Origin of the sequence: Exiguobacterium profundum (assembly GCF_042652865.1) — a bacterium.
GTDB lineage: Bacteria > Bacillota > Bacilli > Exiguobacteriales > Exiguobacteriaceae > Exiguobacterium > Exiguobacterium profundum.
Genome location: NZ_JBHSHG010000001.1, coordinates 1,256,977 through 1,275,038 on the forward strand (window position 1 = coordinate 1,256,977; position 18,062 = coordinate 1,275,038).

Annotated in this window: 15 protein-coding genes, 2 pseudogenes and 1 riboswitch; of the genes and pseudogenes, 6 read left to right on the forward strand and 11 right to left on the reverse strand. The window is 47.6% G+C overall.

Annotated features, from left to right (window positions below):
• Positions 1 to 29: 29 nt before the first annotated feature.
• The 6 genes and pseudogenes from ACFO4U_RS06505 to ACFO4U_RS06530 all read right to left on the reverse strand — a co-directional run bounded on the left by ACFO4U_RS06505 (position 30) and on the right by ACFO4U_RS06530 (position 7,491).
• The gene (locus ACFO4U_RS06505) at positions 30 to 863 is read right to left on the reverse strand and encodes an aldo/keto reductase (RefSeq protein ID WP_214690698.1); all 834 of its coding nucleotides are present in this window, start codon (positions 861 to 863) and stop codon (positions 30 to 32) included.
• Positions 864 to 987: 124 nt separating this feature from the next.
• Positions 988 to 3,027, reverse strand: a complete 2,040-nt coding sequence (gene ptsG / locus ACFO4U_RS06510) for a glucose-specific PTS transporter subunit IIBC (RefSeq protein ID WP_074036401.1) — start codon at positions 3,025 to 3,027, stop codon at positions 988 to 990.
• Between the two features lie 137 nt (positions 3,028 to 3,164).
• A pseudogene (gene ptsG / locus ACFO4U_RS06515) lies at positions 3,165 to 4,664 on the reverse strand (glucose-specific PTS transporter subunit IIBC); the annotation flags it as partial.
• A gap of 221 nt (positions 4,665 to 4,885) precedes the next feature.
• A complete protein-coding gene (gene glcT / locus ACFO4U_RS06520) occupies positions 4,886 to 5,731 on the reverse strand; it encodes a glucose PTS transporter transcription antiterminator GlcT (RefSeq protein ID WP_012726818.1) in 846 nt (281 codons plus the stop codon).
• Between the two features lie 104 nt (positions 5,732 to 5,835).
• Positions 5,836 to 6,153: a YuiB family protein gene (locus ACFO4U_RS06525; protein ID WP_047795135.1), complete on the reverse strand. Its 318-nt coding sequence runs from the start codon at positions 6,151 to 6,153 to the stop codon at positions 5,836 to 5,838.
• A 126-nt stretch (positions 6,154 to 6,279) separates the two neighbouring features.
• The gene (locus ACFO4U_RS06530; protein ID WP_074033515.1) at positions 6,280 to 7,491 is read right to left on the reverse strand and encodes an NAD(P)/FAD-dependent oxidoreductase; all 1,212 of its coding nucleotides are present in this window, start codon (positions 7,489 to 7,491) and stop codon (positions 6,280 to 6,282) included.
• Positions 7,492 to 7,754: 263 nt separating this feature from the next.
• On the opposite strand from ACFO4U_RS06530, the gene ACFO4U_RS06535 reads away from it, so the two are divergent.
• Complete coding sequence (locus ACFO4U_RS06535) at positions 7,755 to 8,732, forward strand: NAD(P)/FAD-dependent oxidoreductase (protein ID WP_012726821.1); 978 nt, start codon at positions 7,755 to 7,757, stop codon at positions 8,730 to 8,732.
• Between the two features lie 40 nt (positions 8,733 to 8,772).
• Here ACFO4U_RS06535 and ACFO4U_RS06540 read toward each other — a convergent pair whose 3' ends face one another.
• Positions 8,773 to 9,627, reverse strand: coding sequence for an NAD-dependent epimerase/dehydratase family protein (locus ACFO4U_RS06540; RefSeq protein WP_012726822.1), 855 nt, complete (start codon positions 9,625 to 9,627; stop codon positions 8,773 to 8,775).
• Between the two features lie 127 nt (positions 9,628 to 9,754).
• Here ACFO4U_RS06540 and ACFO4U_RS06545 point away from each other — a divergent pair, with 127 nt between their 5' ends.
• Complete coding sequence (locus ACFO4U_RS06545; protein WP_047795133.1) at positions 9,755 to 9,994, forward strand: hypothetical protein; 240 nt, start codon at positions 9,755 to 9,757, stop codon at positions 9,992 to 9,994.
• Between the two features lie 33 nt (positions 9,995 to 10,027).
• Here the strand turns inward: ACFO4U_RS06545 and ACFO4U_RS06550 are convergent, their stop codons facing one another.
• Entirely contained in the window at positions 10,028 to 10,384 is a 357-nt protein-coding gene (locus ACFO4U_RS06550; RefSeq protein ID WP_074036395.1) for a HesB/IscA family protein, read from the reverse strand.
• Between the two features lie 97 nt (positions 10,385 to 10,481).
• Positions 10,482 to 10,624, forward strand: a riboswitch (FMN riboswitch).
• 163 nt (positions 10,625 to 10,787) lie between these two features.
• Here ACFO4U_RS06550 and ACFO4U_RS06555 point away from each other — a divergent pair.
• The gene (locus ACFO4U_RS06555; RefSeq protein WP_012726825.1) at positions 10,788 to 11,375 is read left to right on the forward strand and encodes an ECF transporter S component; all 588 of its coding nucleotides are present in this window, start codon (positions 10,788 to 10,790) and stop codon (positions 11,373 to 11,375) included.
• Positions 11,376 to 11,444: 69 nt separating this feature from the next.
• Positions 11,445 to 12,018 (forward strand): annotated as a pseudogene (locus ACFO4U_RS06560) (nucleotidyltransferase family protein).
• 41 nt (positions 12,019 to 12,059) lie between these two features.
• On the opposite strand, the gene ACFO4U_RS06565 reads toward ACFO4U_RS06560, so the two are convergent.
• Entirely contained in the window at positions 12,060 to 13,271 is a 1,212-nt protein-coding gene (locus ACFO4U_RS06565; protein WP_074036391.1) for a NupC/NupG family nucleoside CNT transporter, read from the reverse strand.
• A gap of 204 nt (positions 13,272 to 13,475) precedes the next feature.
• Entirely contained in the window at positions 13,476 to 13,712 is a 237-nt protein-coding gene (locus tag ACFO4U_RS06570; RefSeq protein ID WP_012726828.1) for a YuzB family protein, read from the reverse strand.
• 98 nt (positions 13,713 to 13,810) lie between these two features.
• Between ACFO4U_RS06570 and ACFO4U_RS06575 the strand changes: the two genes are divergently transcribed.
• Positions 13,811 to 14,866 (forward strand): NAD(P)/FAD-dependent oxidoreductase, encoded by a 1,056-nt coding sequence (locus ACFO4U_RS06575; protein ID WP_074036387.1) that lies wholly within the window; start codon positions 13,811 to 13,813, stop codon positions 14,864 to 14,866.
• A gap of 240 nt (positions 14,867 to 15,106) precedes the next feature.
• On the forward strand, positions 15,107 to 16,537 hold the full coding sequence (locus ACFO4U_RS06580; RefSeq protein WP_215243788.1) for a S8 family serine peptidase: 1,431 nt from the start codon (positions 15,107 to 15,109) through the stop codon (positions 16,535 to 16,537).
• Between the two features lie 93 nt (positions 16,538 to 16,630).
• Here the strand turns inward: ACFO4U_RS06580 and ACFO4U_RS06585 are convergent, their stop codons facing one another.
• Positions 16,631 to 17,917: a globin-coupled sensor protein gene (locus ACFO4U_RS06585; protein ID WP_214690695.1), complete on the reverse strand. Its 1,287-nt coding sequence runs from the start codon at positions 17,915 to 17,917 to the stop codon at positions 16,631 to 16,633.
• Positions 17,918 to 18,062 lie beyond the last annotated feature (145 nt).

Below are 18,062 nucleotides of genomic sequence, written 5' to 3' on the forward strand. Positions count from 1 at the left end.
TCGAGAGAAGGACTTTTTTATATACTGCATTAGAAATCAAAATCGTCTGGGTCCGGACCGACACGTTGATATCGGTCGAGTGAGTCGATTCGTTCCATTTGATCTTTGGTCAATTCAAAGTCATGAACATCGAAGTTTTCTGCGATTCGATGTGGTTTGATGGATTTTGGAATAATCACCCATCCCGTTTGGAGATGCCACCGTAACAACACCTGGGCGACGGAACGATCGACTTCTTTTGCGACCTCTACTAAAGTCTGCTCTTCGAACAACCCTCCCTGCATAAGCGGTGCCCAAGCGACCGGTACGATGCCGTGCTCGCTCATATACGATGCTAACTCGGTTTGACGAAGCAACGGATGCCGTTCAACTTGGTTCACGGCTGGAACGAGGTCACTGTTTGCAGCCAATGTCTCGAGGTGATGGATTTGGAAGTTACTCACCCCGACTGCCCCGACACGTCCCTCTCGATACAACGTTTCGAGGGCACGCCAACTCTCGACCATCTTGTCTTCCACCGGCCAATGAATCAAATACAAATCTAACTGTTCCAATCCAAGACGAACGAGTGACGCCTCGTAGGCGGAGATGGCAGCATCGTAACCTTGATCGGCGTTCCATAGTTTCGATGTGATAAATAAATCTTCCCGGGAAATATTTGCGATTTCCATTCCTTTTCGGATTCCGTCACCGACCCCCTCTTCATTCTCATAAACGGCTGCCGTATCGATATGACGGTATCCTTGACGAATCGCCTCGACGACTGCATCCATGACTGTATCCCCATCTTCAACTTTGAAGACGCCAAGTCCAATAGTAGGAATGGCTTTCTGACCGTGATTCAATTGTATGGATTGTTTCATTTGTACCCCTTCTTTCGTGAGAATTCTCCTTCACTATAAGGGGGATTCTCCTTTTCCGGAATAAGGCACATTGAAGTAACTACACAAATCGAGCCGCCCCATGATAGGAGCGGCTCGTAATCATTTATTCTGGTCCTCTGTCATCGGCTCTAAAGTCGAGCGCTTCACCCGCGACGACAGTCTCACCGAATGGTACGACGACGACTTTTCCGTCCCCGTTCGTCCAAATGATTGGTGTAATCAGTGACGGCACTTTATCACGAATCGCGCTGAGGTCGACTTCGAGAAGGACGTCTCCCGCTTCGACCCGGGCGCCTTCTTCGACTCTCGCTGTGAATCCTTCCCCTTTCAGGTTGACCGTATCGAGACCGACGTGGATCAATAGTTCACGTCCATCGTCAGCCAAAATGCCAATCGCATGTTTCGTCGGGAAGAATGTCGTGATTTGACCGGTCACCGGCGAAACGACCTGTCCGGAACTTGGTTCAATCGCAAACCCTTCTCCCATCATGCGACCCGAGAAGACTTGATCCGGCACATCATCAAGTGATAACAGGACACCAGACATCGGAGCCAAGAAGCGATGATCGGCTTGTTCAGCCGCTTCCGGTGTAATGACTGCCTTCTCTACTTTTTCTTTCGGTTTGTATTCGCCACCTTCGATGATGGTCGCGATTTGTGATTTGAGCGTGTCCGATTTTGGTCCGAAGATGGCTTGGATATTGTCTCCTACTTCAAGGACACCAGCGGCACCGAGCGTTTTTAGAAGGTCTTTGTCAACTTGTTTCACGTCATTGACGGTGACACGAAGTCGCGTGATACATGCATCTAAATGTTTAATGTTTTCAGGACCACCGAGTCCGACGAGCACTTCATATGGCAAGTCGTCCCCAATCCCCGCTTTGTCCCCTTTCGTGCCAGTCTGCACGTCACGTCCAGGAATTTTCAGGTCAAACTTCGTAATAGCGAATCGGAATCCAAAGTAGTAGATGACCGCAAAGACGAGACCAACCGGGATGACGAGCCACCAGGCCGTCCGGTTCGGCAGGACCCCGAAGAGCAGATAGTCAATGAGACCACCAGAGAAGGTCATCCCAATCTTGACGTTCAGTAAATGCATCGTCATGAAGGAGAGACCGGCAAAGACGGCGTGAATTCCGAAGAGAAGTGGTGCAACGAAAACGAATGAGAATTCGACTGGTTCTGTGATCCCTGTCAAGAATGACGTAAGGGCAGCCGAGAAATAGAGACCCTCGACGTCTTTCCGCCGTTCTTTCGGAACCGTGTGGAACATGGCGAGACAGGCTGCTGGTAAGCCGAACATCATGAACGGGAATTTCCCGGTCATGTACGTACCGGCTGTGAATTCCACGCCGTCACGCAGTTGTGCGAAGAAGATCCGCTGGTCACCTTGTACGAGATCACCTGCTTGGTTCGTATACTCCCCGAATTGGAACCAGAATGGAGAATACCAAATATGGTGAAGACCGAACGGAATCAAGGAACGTTCTACTAATCCAAAGATGAATGCTGATAAGGCAACGTTTGCCTCGATGACCGTACTTGAGAACGTGTTGATCGCATTCCCAATCGGTGGCCATATATATGCGAGCGCAATCCCGATAATCAAACTGAATGCGGCCGTCGCAATCGGGACGAACCGCTTCCCTGCAAAGAACCCTAAGAAATCTGGCAACTTGATGTTGAAATACTTGTTGTACGCATAGGCTGCAACAAGACCTGCGATAATCCCCCCGAATACCCCCATTTGGAGTGTCGGAATACCGAGAACGGTGGCATACTGCGGATCACCTTGAGCGATTTCCGCGGTAATCCCATTCCATGTGCTAATGACTTTGTTCATGATCAAATAACCGACAATGGCTGCTAGACCAGCAACCCCGTCCCCGTTCGCCAGGCCGATCGCGACCCCGACGGCAAACAGTAACCCTAAGTTTGCGAAGACGATGTCCCCGGCATCTGTCATGACTTGCCAAATCAGGACAAGTGAGTCATTCGCCAGAAACGGGAGCAATTCAACGAGGTCCGGGTTTTGGAATGCGGTACCAAACGCCAAGAGAAGACCGGCTGCCGGTAAGATTGCAACCGGAAGCATGAGTGCTTTCCCGACCCGTTGTAAAACGCCAAACACTTTCTTCCACATCATGGTTCCCTCCTTTGTCAGAATACTTACTTTTTCCCTCTAACGTTTGGATGAAACCGTTTCACATAAAAAGAAAAGACCAACCCCGAAGGATTGGTCTAGGTCATCAATTAGTTAGCTTTCTTTTCGTTACCTGAAGCGATGACCGCTTGGATTTCTGATTTCAATGCGTCCGAACGTGGTCCGAAGATTGCTTGAATGTTGTTACCAACTTCAAGGACACCAGATGCACCAAGGCGTTTCAACTCATCTTTGTTGACTTGGTTCTTATCTTTTACTTCGACACGAAGACGTGTGATACATGCATCGAGGTGCTTGATGTTTTGTGAGCCACCAAGACCGACGAGGATATCTTGTGCAAGTTCCGAACCAGTAGCTGTTGACTGTTCAACAACTTCATCTTCACGACCTGGTGTTTTAAGGTTGAATTTGCGGATAACGAAACGGAATCCGAAGTAGTAAACAACCGCGAACACGAGACCGACTGGAATAACGAGCCACCAAGCCGTACGACCTGGAAGAACACCGAAGAGCAAGAAGTCGATCAAACCACCCGAGAACGTCATCCCGATTTTCACGTTCAAGATGTGCATTGTCATGAATGAAAGACCTGCGAATACCGCGTGTACTGCGAAGAGAAGTGGTGCTACGAACAAGAATGAGAACTCGATTGGTTCTGTGATACCAGTCAAGAACGATGTAAGGGCAGCAGAAGCCAAGAGACCACCGACAACCGCTTTACGCTCAGGACGTGCTTCGTGATACATTGCGAGTGCTGCTGCAGGAAGACCGAACATCATGAACGGGAATTTACCAGTCATGAACGTACCTGCTGTCAATTCAGCGCCATCACGAATTTGTGCGAAGAAGATCGCTTGGTCACCACGTACAACATTACCCGCTGCATCTGTGTATGAACCGAATTCAAACCAGAACGGTGAGTAGAAGATGTGGTGAAGACCGAATGGAATCAATGAACGTTCGATTAAACCGAAGATGAACGCTGCGAATGTACGGTTTTCATTCAACATGAAGTTTGAGAATGAGTTCAATCCGTGCTGAACTGGTGGCCATACTAATAGTAGGACGAAACCAGCAACGACGGCTGCAACTGCCGTTACGATTGGAACGAAACGTTTACCAGCGAAGAAACCAAGGAACTGTGGCAATTCGATATTGAAGTACTTGTTATAGGCCCATGCGGCGATGAGACCCATGATAATCCCTCCGAATACCCCTGTTTGGAGTGTTGGGATACCGAGTACGTTCGCGTAAGCTGGATCACCTTGTGCCAATACTTCAGGTGTGAGTTCGAGCCAAACACCCATGACTTTGTTCATGATCAAGAATCCAACGATTGCTGCAAGTCCGGCTACCCCGTCACCTGCTAAACCGATGGCGACACCGACTGCGAACAAGAGCGCCAAGTTCGAGAAGATGATTCCACCTGCTTGCTCCATCAATTGAGCGAATTTCACGACGCCTTCGTTCGTTAACCAACCAGCGCGTGATGTAAGTTGTGGGTTTTGCATTGCGTTACCGAATGCAAGAAGAAGACCGGCTGCCGGCAAGATCGCAACAGGAAGCATAAGTGCTTTACCGACTTTTTGAAGAACACCAAAGATCTGCTTAAACATCAACATTTCCTCCTTTTTTTAAGTACGTATAAACAATATGATAGCGGCGTAGATGTCAGACAACCGACGTATCTAAACGTTTTCATAAATCACGTTTATAAAAACAGAAAAGGCATGAATAAGGATAGAACGTAGACCTCTCCCAATGGAGACATCACATAACGTTCCACTCCTTACTCATGCCTGATCGAATCAGTAACACGTAAGACACGTGGTATCATTTATCTACTTGTTAGGCGCTGGAGATGCATCGTCAAATATGTCGCTTCACCTCGTGGGACGGGACGCTTTAATTCGCGTTCCATGATGCCCATCAGCTCCCAAGCAGTACTATAGCATAGCGGATATTCGTCGCGCAACACCTTTTCAATTTTTTGTGGTGCCTCGACCGTCTCACCTGTCGCGACCCGCTCAACGGCGTACCTTAAGTGCCGAAGTAAGCGCTTATAATCGAGTGATGTCCGGTCCATTTTCACGTTCAAACGACTCTCAATCGTCTGAACAATTTGCCCGATGATTTGATTATGACGGTTGACCTCGAGGACGTTTTTGAACGTCGTCGCCGAGTGAATATGAAGGGCGATAAACCCTGTTTCCGCATCCGGGAGCAAAACGTTCAATCGTTCATGGAACATATCGACAATCCGTTCCGCGAGCGCAAACTCGTTTGGGTAGAGTGATTCCGTCTCGAGTAAAAACGGATTCGTCACTTCCATCCCTTGTTCGATTCGCTTCATCGTGAAGAACAAGTGATCGGTCAAACCGATATGGATGTGCTCATCGACTTTCTTGCCCGTACTCGTCTCAATAAAGCCAACAATCTCTTGCATGAATGCAATGAAGTCCTCGTCGACATGTTTGACGAGTTCCTGATATTGTGATTGCTCTTCTTTATCTGTCAGTTGATACACTTTCTCCGGGACGCTGGCCGGGTCGACGAGGTCGCCTGGTTTTTTGCCAAAGCCAATCCCCTTCCCGAGTAGAATGACTTCCGGATCCGTATCATGTTGACAAATGACAACGCTATTATTCAACACTTTTTTGATCGTATACATCGGTAATGTCATTCGCATCGCATCCCTTACTAAAAATCGTTTCGCTATCTAGTATATCGGTTCATGCCCTAAAAAAGTAGGGACAAAACAAAAAAGGCGAACATTTCTGTCGCCAATTAAAACATTGAATAACCGCTCTTTCGTAAGAAACGAATCGTCACACCAGCTAGAATTGCACCGAGCAATCCAAAGCCGAGCATGAATAAATCGAGAAGTTGCAACCCGACGAGTCCTTCATAGACACTCGTAAGCGCGGTCGATGTCTCGGTCACGTAACTCGAAAGTTTGACATTATCAATCATCATGATGACAAAAATCGGATAAATGAACACAAGTGTCCATGTCTTTTTAAGTAACATATTCAAGATGAAGCCGATACTGAAAAAAATCGTCATATATAAAACGGCTCCAATGACTGCTTGGATAATATGCATGTATTGCCCCCCTTGTCCGCTCTTCATTATACAAAATTTCGACCAACGAGGTCAAAGAACTTCCTATGACAATTTCGAAAGAAAAACAGCCCGTTCTGAGATAGAACGAGCCGTGCAATCATGAAATTAGAACTTCCCTTTTTTAAGGACGAGTCCGTACTTTTTCAATTCGATGAAGTGTTTGTTGTCGATGACTTTTTTCATGAACGAAGCGTTGCGACCGAAGATTTTCTTGCCCATCACGATTCCGATTCCATCGTTATGTCCGAGTGAAGCGACCGTTCCCTTGCTCTCGTAAGTGAACTTCGATGTCGATTTTCCATTGATGAGCGCCGCAATGTTTTTCGCAACGTTATGTGCTTGTTGTGTCGCGATTTGTGCCGTCGGTGGGTATGGACGGTTCGATGCAGGATCCATGACCGCTGAGCAGTCACCGATGATGAAGACGTTGTCGTGACCTGGTGCACGGTTGTCCGCTTCCACCATGACACGGTTACGGACCGCTTCAAATCCTGATTTTTCGATGATCGGGCTACCACTTACGCCACCTGTCCAGATGATCGTGTTGGCACGAATCGTTTCTGTCGTGTCACCTTGAAGTGGACCGAATGTCACCACACCTGGCTCGACACCTTTGATTCCGTTACCAAGTTTCATCTCGACACCGTTACGTTCCAACCATTTCTGTGCGTACGTTGTGAGTTCTGGGTCGAAACCAGGAAGAACTGTTGGTGCTGCTTCAATGTTGACGATGCGAACCGCTTCGCGTGGAACGTCATATTGTTTGCAAAGCTCTGGAATCCGGTTGACGATTTCACCGAGGAATTCGATTCCTGTGAATCCAGCACCACCGACAACGATCGTCACGAACGAATTGTCAGAAGAACCATTTGTTTTATATTGAGCGAATGAATATTCGATGTGCTCTTTGATTTTACGAACACTGTTCAACGAGCTGATTGTCATCGCATTTTCTTTCAAGCCTGGGATACCGAACGTTTCAGGTACACCACCGAGACCGATGACGACATAGTCGTATTCGACAACTGAACCATCTTCGAGTGTGACTTGTTTCGCAGCAGTATCGACGCGATCGACGATCCCTTTGACAAGTTTCACACGTGACGGGTTCACAATATCGTTAATGTAGATGCGTGCTTGATCTGGGTTCATCGTTCCAGCAGCTGGTTCGTGAAGCCATGTCGTTTGGTAGTGATAATCATGCTTGTTGATAAGCGTAATGTTCGCATCACCTGCAGCGAGTGTCTTTTGAAGGTTGACGGCTGTGATGAGTCCACCGAAGCCCGCACCAAGAATAACAATGTTAGGTCGTTTCATGTTCATTTCCACCTTGTTTAAAATTTTGTTTTTTTGAACAACTATGTTGTGTGTTTCTTCACATAGACGTTCACAATAAAGCCTATTCTTGTTCAACATCTGTTCACAATTGCTTCTGTTTTATTGTACGCTCTTTAATTTGAATTCTCAATGGAAAAGCTTATCTTCTTGAATTTTTTTTGAAAGTGTTGCATGTTTGTACTGAATGGATTTAATTCAATAAACTCTCTATAATAGATGTATACGCTTTGAGGAGGAATTCGATGAAGACGACGAAAGATGTAATCATCATCGGTGGCGGCCCAGTCGGACTGTTCACCGCATTTTATGCAGGCATGCGCCAACTCGATACGACGTTGATTGAAAGCTTACCGCAACTCGGTGGTCAGTTATCAACGCTCTATCCTGAAAAATATATTTATGATATTGCCGGTTTCCCGAAAGTGAAAGCACAGGACTTGATTGATCAACTAAAAGCTCAGGCCGATCAATTCGAACAAGACTACCGTCTCGGCGAAACGGTGGAAACGGTCGAACGCCTCGAGGACGGCACTTTCGTATTGACGACGAACAAAGAAGAGTATCATACGAAAGCCATCATCATCACAGCCGGAAACGGTGCCTTCTCAGCCCGCCCACTCGGTCTTGATGGCTGCGAAGATTATGCCAACCTTCATTACTTTGTTGACAACATGGAGAAATTCCGTGATCGCCGTGTCATGATTGCCGGCGGTGGCGATTCAGCCGTCGACTGGGCACTCATGCTTGAAGGAATCGCAAAAGAAGTACACATCGTTCACCGTCGTGACCGCTTCCGTGCTCATGAACATACGGTAGAACAGATGAAGGCATCGACGATTAACGTCCTTACGCCTTACAACATCGAGTCACTGTCTGGTGAGACACACATCGAATCTGTCGAATTGACAGATAAGGATGGCGAATCAAAAATCGTTGAAATCGATGATTTGATTTGTAACTACGGATTCGTTTCATCGCTCGGTCCAATCAAGAACTGGGGAATGGAATTCGAGAAAAACACAATCCGTGTCGATTCACGTATGGAAACGACCGTTGCCGGCATCTTCGCTTGCGGTGATATCGCGACATACGAAGGGAAAGTAAAATTGATTGCGACCGGTTTCGGTGAAGCCCCAATCGCCATCAACCAAGTGAAACAGCTCGTGGATCCGACTGCTCGTCATCCGCAACACTCGACATCTGTATTTGCTGGGAAATAACCAAAAACGCTTCTGTGGACCACATCCACAGAAGCGTTTTTTATCTTTTCATCGTTTGAACGATGACCCGGTCAATCCAGTCATCGAGTTGCGTAAACACAAATCCCGCCTTCTTCGCCTCAGCAATCGACATATAATAGTCGACATCCGAATCATACGGCGACGAGTCTCCATCTTTTATAATATGGACGGGTTTTCCGACGTGTTGACCGATTCGCTCCATCAAGGCCCCCATCGAGATGAGTCCATCACTCGCCGCATTGAACGGTCCTGTCACATTGGCACGACCGACCCATTCTAAGAAGGCGGCCGCTTCCGCACTCGAGATGAAGCCCATCTTTGCTTCCGGGTGATGCAAGACAACCGGTTCCTCGTTCCGGATTGCATCTACATAAAACTTCAATCGGTCTGTATAGTCATCCGGACCTAACACGATCGGTAATCGTACGGTCGCCACCGGGAAAGAGGCGCGATGGAAGAAGAATGATTCCGCCTCGCGTTTCCCTTGTCCGTAGTCATGTTCGGATTCAAGATGATATTCGTAATGGAGCGGATTGAAGTCGCTCTCTTTTAAATCAGGACCAGGCGCGTAGACCGACATCGTCGACGTGAGCACATATTTCCCGACTTTGTCCATGAACGCATCCGAGGCGATTTTTGCCTGATACGGAGTAAAACAAATGTTGTCATAGACGAGGTCGTACCGTTCGCGGGCCAAGTCTTTCATCGTCGCGACCGATTGCCGGTCTCCTTTGACAGACCGAATCCCTTCAGCTTCCGGCACCTGTAGTTGCCCTCTCGTCACAATCGTCACATCATCCCCTGCTTCAGCAAGTCGCAATGCGAGCCGTTTTCCGAAATAGCGTGACCCTCCGAATATCAATACTTTTCTCATGACCCTGAATCCTCCCATTTGTAATGACGTCCCTACTCATTTTCCCTTCAAAGAAACAGACTAATCTACCACTTTTACACGTATTCTTGCTATTCTAATAAGTAAAGACTTGTTAGGGGGCTCGAATATGCACCAAATCATGTTAGAAAAAGGATGGACGTATGAACTACCACCACAGTATGCGATCTATCAGAGCTTATCTGATTTCAGTCGTTACTCTGTCCTCGATCAAGAGGAAGAGAGTGTCTGCTCATTCCGCATCACGAATGACACGTGTACAATCACAGGCTTTCGGCCTTGGCAACATCACATCGAACTCGACGTAACTGCAAAAGTCATTCGGTTGATTTTGACAGAAGAAGAATAAGAACCGATCGCACTCGCGATCGGTTCTTATTCTTTAGCATTCTCCTGGCGTACCTGCATTCGTCGCTGTCCGGAAACTCGAACCGCAACCGCATGTTGCAATCGCATTTGGGTTTTTAATTGTGAAACCCCCACCGAGCATCGACTGCTTATAATCAATCTCGAGGCCATCAACGACCCCATGATCCACTTCCGCAACGATGACGCGGACACCATGATGGTCGAATTGAATGTCTTTGTCCGTCTTCTCCTCGTCGAAGCCCATCCCGTATGAAAGTCCTGTACATCCGCCACCTTGTACCTTCACTCGCAAGTATTGCGCATCCGGGCGTTCCGTCTGTTTCATCATCTCTAGCACTTGAAGTGCGGCTGACTCTGTTAAATGAATCATCTGAACTCCTCCTCATATATCTTCAATTCAAGTCAATTGACTTGTCATCTTGTGGATTATCTTGTATAACTAAACTGTAACAAAAAAAATTAAATCGTTCCATCTTCGGGGCAGGGTGAAATTCCCGACCGGCGGTATTGAAGAATATATTCTTCTCAGCCCGTGAGCGAGCAAGGCGTTGCTTGCTGATTTCGTGAGATTCGAAAGCCGACAGTATAGTCTGGATGGGAGAAGATGGCGGCATCCGACCGATATCCGGATGTTTTCTTTGACGTGGACTTTTCCACCTCGGAAAACATCTCTTTCGTATGCGCGTAAACTCTCCCGATTGTCTTCATTGCAATCGGGTTTTTATATGCGACGGATGCCATTCATCGAGGAGCGACCTAAAGGAGAGATTCTGATGAAAACTACGCGCAACAAACGACTGACAACAATGGTGACTTTGGCGATGCTCGGGACGATCTCGTTCGTACTCATGCTATTCAACTTTCCGCTCCCATTTTTACCGCCATTCCTTAAAGTGGACTTTAGTGACATTCCTGCACTCATTGCCGGAATCGTCTTTTCCCCACTCGCAGGAGTCGTGGTCGTCGGTTTGAAAAACGTCTTGTACTACGTCTTTAACGGTGGCGGCGTTCCAGTCGGGGAAGTCGCAAACTTCTTCGCAGGTGTCGCATTCATGTACCCAGTTGCCTGGTTCTACCATAAGCGCAAGTCAAACAAAGCACTCGCTTCTGGATTACTTGCCGGTACAATCACAATGGCTCTTAGCCTCGCCATCTTAAACTATCTCGTCATCTTGCCAGCCTACGCCTTCTTCTTCGGAATGGCAGACATGGCCGACCCGGCGGTGAAAACGGATCTTGTCCTTTACGGGATCTTACCGTTCAACTTGATTAAAGCGATCTTGATCAGCGCGCTCTTCGTCCCACTCTTCTTGAAATTGAAGCCGTGGATCGAACGTCAACGCGTACAACTTCAAGCATAATCAATATACGAGCATCTAGGCGTTGCCTAGGTGCTTTTTTTAACCATATTGTAAGGAGGGGCATTCATTATGACAGACGAACAGGATTTGGTTCATTTTCTAAAACAAGACGCCGAGCTCATAAAGCTTCTCCACGCCGTCGCCAACCTCGATTTACCGGATTGTTGGATTTGGTGCGGGATATATTCGTTTAAAAGTCTGGGACCACCTTCACGGATACGAAACATCGACTAAAACAGATGATGTAGATGTGATTTATTTCGACCCAAACCAACCAGAGGAAGCAGTCGAAAAACAACTCGAAGAGCGATTATTCCGCCTCATCCCCGATGTACCTTGGTCTGTCAAAAATCAAGCGAGAATGCATCACGTCAACAACCTTCCACCCTATGCTTCATCGGTCGATGCGTTGGCACATTTTCCTGAGACCGTCACCGCGATCGGGGTACGTCTTCAATCGGATAGTTCCCTCATCCTCGCTGCCCCACACGGCATTCACGACTTGATCAACATGCACGTTATACCGACACCACCCTTTGATTCGAACTCTTCAAAGCATCCCATCTATCTGGAGCGGTTGCAGCAAAAGAACTGGTCCGCCAAGTGGCCAAACATCACCATACATACATCCTTCTCATACTAAAAAAACGCGACCACCGAAGTGATCGCGTTTTCTTATACCGATTAAAGAAGAAGTCCAGCCAATGTAGCTGACATCAAGTTTGCAAGCGTACCTGCAAGAATCGCGAGAACACCCATGCGTGCGATGTCACCACGACGGTTTGGCGCCATACCACCAAGACCACCAAGAAGGATCGCGAGTGACGAGATGTTTGCGAAACCACAAAGTGCGAATGCGATCATCGCTTCTGTACGAGCTGACAAATCACCAGAACCGATGATTGGAGCAAACTCAGAGAAAGCAACGAATTCGTTCAAGACTAGTTTTTGACCGAGGAAGCTACCGAATTGTACAGCATCCGCCCATGGTACACCAATCACGAATGCAAGTGGCGCGAAGACGTAACCGAGAATCAATTCGAGTGACAAGCTATCAAATCCGAAGAGTCCACCAACTGAACCGAGGATCAAGTTGACGAGCGCAATCAATGAAACGAATGCAAGAAGCATCGCACCGACGTTCAAGGCAAGGAAGAGACCGTCAGAAGCACCACGTGCCGCTGCATCGACGAAGTTCGCCGCTCTGTCTTCTTCATCTTCTACAATCTCGATGTCGTCATCGTACTCTTCTGTTTCTGGTACGATGATTTTCGCGAATAAGAGACCTGCTGGCGCTGCCATGAAGCTCGCTGCGAGCAAGTATTCGAGTGGTACACCGAGTGCTGCATAACCTGCAAGTACAGATCCGGCAACCGATGCGAGTCCACCGACCATGACTGCGAAGAGCTCAGACTGTGTCATTGTAGGAAGGTACGGCTTGATGACAAGCGGTGCTTCCGTTTGACCGACGAAAATGTTCGCTGTTGCTGAAAGTGACTCTTTACGTGACGTACCAAGTGCTTTCGCAAGGGCAGTACCGAGGATACGGATGACCCACTGCATGACGCCGAGGTAGTAAAGCAATGCGATTAATGATGACATGAAGATGATAATCGGAAGGACTTGGAATGCGAAAACGAAGTTGTCGCCACCGACTGCTGTTCCGAATACGAAGGCAATCCCGTCACCCGCTGTGTTCAAGACAGCTTGAACCCCATTTGAGATCCATTCAAGCGCCTTACGTCCCCATGCCGTATATAAGACGAGGAATGCAAATGCGAATTGAACAGCGAACGCTGCCAAGACCGTGCGCCATTTGATGGCTTTACGGTTGGTAGAGAAGATGTAAGCGATTGCAATTAGTGCCAAAATACCAACCACACTCATGATTTTCATTGATGTTGTGCTCCTTTCATATTAAACAAAACCAATTATATGTGTCATACCCGAAAAGAGATGTGTCCTACCGTTTGAAACGCTTTCTTTTTATCGTTGTTAAACGTCAGACAACCTACATTCGAACCTCTTAGAATATAACATCCCTCTTTTTAAAATGCAACGGGTGAAATAAAAAAGTTTGAGGTCATTTCCTCAAACTTTTTACCATGCCATCTCTTCGATTTTTTCATACACCTTCGTCACGAGCTCTTCTGGTGTTTCACCCGTCACCACTTCCCCGTCTACGAGGCAAAAGAGATCAAGGGAACAGACACCACAATAGCCTGTACAGCCATATTCGACCACATCAAGATCAGGGTCGGACTCTAATTTAGCCCGGGCAATTTGTGAGCCCATCGCCAAATTCGAAGCACAAAATTCGATGATCGGATTCATCATATATATCACCGTCTTTCTTTACGTGAATTATCGGAAAATGGTTCTTCTACGGCAGATTATAACATGATACAGTTGAAGAGTAACAAAGGGGGATTATTATGCGCAAATTAGTCGTCTTAGGAGGCGGTTACGGGGGAATGCGTGTGATTGAGAGAGTACTTGGACATCAGTTACAAGACATCTCGGTCACGCTCGTCGATCGCTTGCCTTATCATGGATTGAAAACTGAGTATTACGCACTGGCCGCAGGAACGGTCTCGGACCGCGATATTCGCATTGACTTTCCGGATGAAATCGATTACATATACGGACAGGTCACGGACATCGACACCGAAGACAAAATGGTTCTGCTCGCGAGTGGAGAAAAAGTGCCCTACGACGACCTCGTCATCGGATTAGGATGCGAAGACAAATACCACAACGTTCAAGGGGCAGCCGAATTCACGTACAGTATTCAAACACTGGAAGAGTCACGTAAGACACAACAAGCGATCAACGGTCTGCGACCAGGTTCGGTCGTTTCTGTCGTCGGTGCCGGTCTATCTGGTGTCGAACTCGCCAGCGAACTTCGTGAGAGCCGGCCTGATTTGACGGTCCGTTTATTCGACCGCGGACCATCCGTTCTATCTTTCTTATCTAATCGTGTCTCGATGTACGTACAATCTTGGTTCGAGGAGCACGGCGTCGAAGTCATCAATAATGCGAACATCACACGTGTCGATGCTGACGGATTATGGAACCATGAAGACTTATTCCCATCTGATCTGACCGTATGGACGGCCGGGATTCAACCGGTCGCCGTTGTACGGAATCAAGGTTGGGAGCTCGATGGAGGCGGACGTGTCAAATTGACGGAACATCACTTTGTTCCTGGACTGCCGGACGTGTTTGTCGTTGGTGACAATGCGAGCTTACCGTACGCACCGTCCGGACAACTTGCCGAAGCCCAAGCCGAACAGATCGTTCAAGTCTTGCTTTGCAAATGGAAAGGTATCAATTATCCAGAATTACCCGACATCAAACTGAAAGGGACGCTCGGTTCCCTCGGGAAGAAGGCTGGCTTTGGGGTGTTTATGGGGAAACAATCACTCACCGGGAAAGTAGCCCGACTATTAAAGTCCGGTATCCTTTGGAAACATAAAGTCATTAAATGAATACATTGCGAACGAGCCTCTGGCTGGTTCGCTTTTTTAATTTGTTCATCTGTTATTTCTATTCATTTTTCTAACGATTGAGTCAAAAGTCTTGTATCTGAATTCCCTGTATCCTTATCTAAATATTCAGATATTTAATGCCATTGGCGTATTCTACACGTTGGTAAAACTTGTTACTCTATGGTCACGGCAGTTCGACATCCCGTCATCTTGCCTACATACCCTAAAGGAGGAAACAAGTTGAAAAAAATCTGTAGCTCCGTCCTCGCCTCATTGCTTGTCTTGTCAACCGTACCTGGGGGTGCGGATGCCGCCCCAAACAAAGAGAAAGAACGTGTCATCGTCGTTTTCAAGGAATCGGCAAAGAAAATTCCGCTGTCGATTGAAGGCATGGAAGTTAAACAACAGTATTCGAATATTCCTGCAGCAGCACTCGAAGTTCCGAAAGCTGCTTTGAATGGACTGAAGAATAACCCGAACGTCGCACACGTGGAAGTGGATCAAATCGTACAGATTGAGAATCAAACACAAGACTGGGGGATTCCTAAACTAAAAGCTCCTTCATCTTGGCAGAGTGGATTCACAGGGAAAGGTGTCAAAGTATCCGTCGTCGACACAGGGATTTCGCCCCACCCCGATTTAACAATCGCTGGTGGTGCCTCATTTAGCACGGTCACGAGTTCGTATGCCGATGACAATGGTCACGGTACACACGTAGCCGGGATTATCGGTGCACGTAACAATAGCATCGGAACAGTCGGGATTGCACACGAGGCAAGCATATACGCCGTCAAAGCTCTTGAGGCGAACGGAAGTGGTAGCTTATCGAGTATCGTTGCAGGGATTGACTGGTCGATCACTAATGATATGGATATCATCAACTTGAGCCTCGGGACGACAAGTCCATCGACGACGCTCCAACAAGTTGTCGATCGTGCCAATAATGCAGGCATCCTTGTCGTCGCGGCAGCGGGTAACAATGGTCGTACCGATGGATCGGGTGACCTCGTCAACTATCCGGCTCGTTACAGTTCGGCAATTGCTGTTGCTGCAACAGATATCAACAACAACCGTGCCTCGTTCTCGGCGACAGGTAGCACTGTCGAAGTGGCAGCACCTGGTGTCGGCATCAACTCGACCCTCTCAAATGGGGGCTACGGTCAAATGAGCGGAACATCAATGGCGACACCGTATGTGGCGGGTAACCTCGCACTCATGAAACAGGCGTTCCCTACGCTATCGAGCACACAACTCCGTACAAAATTGTCGCAAGACTCCATCGACCTTGGTACAACAGGTCGCGACACATGGTTCGGGAACGGACTTGTCCAATCCCCGACTTCTGGTGGTACGACGCAACCTGTCCAAGCACTCACGACGACAGTCTCGACATCGAAGTCTTCTTACTACGCTGGTGAAGTCGTCTCGATTTCTTCGGCAGTACGAAATTCAAATGGCCAAGCGGTCGCAAACGCCGATGTTCGTGTGACGGTCACACAACCGAACGGTACGACGCTTGTCGGTACAGGCAAGACGAATTCATCAGGAACCATCACATTCACACTCTCGACGAATTCTTGGTCACAACGCGGAACGTATCAAGTGAAGTCTGATGCGACGCTTACCGGCTACACGGCTGATTCAGCGACGTCATCGTTCCAGCTTCTCTAAATAAAAAAAGTCGAGTCCCTTCGCTCGACTTCACTAATTGACGAATCAAGTCGTGTCATGCGACCTGATTCGTCTTTTTTATCATTTGACCACTTACAATCGTTGTGCGGTATCCATCAACCGTGTCGAAGACGTCGCAATCTGGGTCGTGGCACGCTTGAGTTCGGCAATGGATTCCACAATCTCATCTATATCACCGGCGAGACTCCCCATCTGCCCGTCAGCATGCTCCGAATCACCCGAAATTTGGAGGAAGGCATCCGTCACTTCATTGATCCGTCCCATCGTCTGCTTCATCTCTTGCTCGGTCGATAAGACGCGGCTCGAAGTCTCTTCCATCTGGTTCGTGAGACGCTTCACCAAATCCTCCACCTCTTCTGCCGCTTGTTTCGATTGACTCGCGAGCGTCCGTACTTCGGAAGCGACGACTTGGAATCCTTTCCCTTGCTCGCCTGCCCGTGCTGCTTCAATCGCGGCATTCAAGCTAAGTAGGTTCGTCTGGTTGGCAATTTGTTTGACCGAATCCGCAATCGTCATGATCTCGTTCATCAATCTTTCGAGCGCCTTGATTTCCTGAGCTGAATCGGAGAGGTCACGCGCGATTTCATCAAGGCGTCCCGCCTCCGACAAAATCGTGTCTTTCCCACTCACTGAAGAGTGAAGTACCGTCCGTAGCTTTGTCTGCGTGAGTGAACTTGAATGCTTCATATCATCTGCCCGCTCATTCATCGACTGAAAACTAGCCATGACTTCTTGTGAGAGGGCAGCCAAATCTTCACTCGCCTGCTGAATCGTTTGACTGATTTCATCTTTCACGTGTTGCATCTGGTCACGAACGACGTCTGCTTCATCGTCAAACATCTCGAGCACGATTTGTTGCTCGAAGTTAAAGATTTTCGAGACGGCCATCATCAACCTCATTTTCGAGTCCGCATCGAGCTGCTCATGTTGAATCGATAAGACAAGCGTCTCGAATATTTTTTGGAAGGCCGCCATATACCATTTCCCTTTCAGACCGATCAGATAATGACGTTTGGCGATGGCGAGACGTCGATTGATATATGCTTCATTCAACTTCCCTTCAAACATCTCCATTATATGGTTAGAAAGAGTGAGTTTTAATTTGTCCGATGACGAATGTTGCCGAATCAACTCTCTCATCTCGTCGATCTTTTCGAGCTCTTCATAAAACACATCAACCAACCGAGGTGTCAATTGACGTAATTCCTGTTGATACGCACGTAAATAAGCTAAATCCTCACGTTCGAGACGAATCAACTGACGTTGTCGTTCCAACTCATCGGGAAGTGCGATCAACAAGTGCTCCATTTGGGACGAGGTGTCTAAATGGATCGGCATATTTCGTTTTCGGGCAAACATCAAATAGTCCTCCTTTAATAAACAGGTTTATTAATTTTCAAAATATTATAAAATTTATACAAGTTATGTTCAGTTTAGCCCGAGAGACAAAAGTTGTAAAATCTTTTTCTGAATTATAGGTAAACAAAAAACGAACCTTGCTATC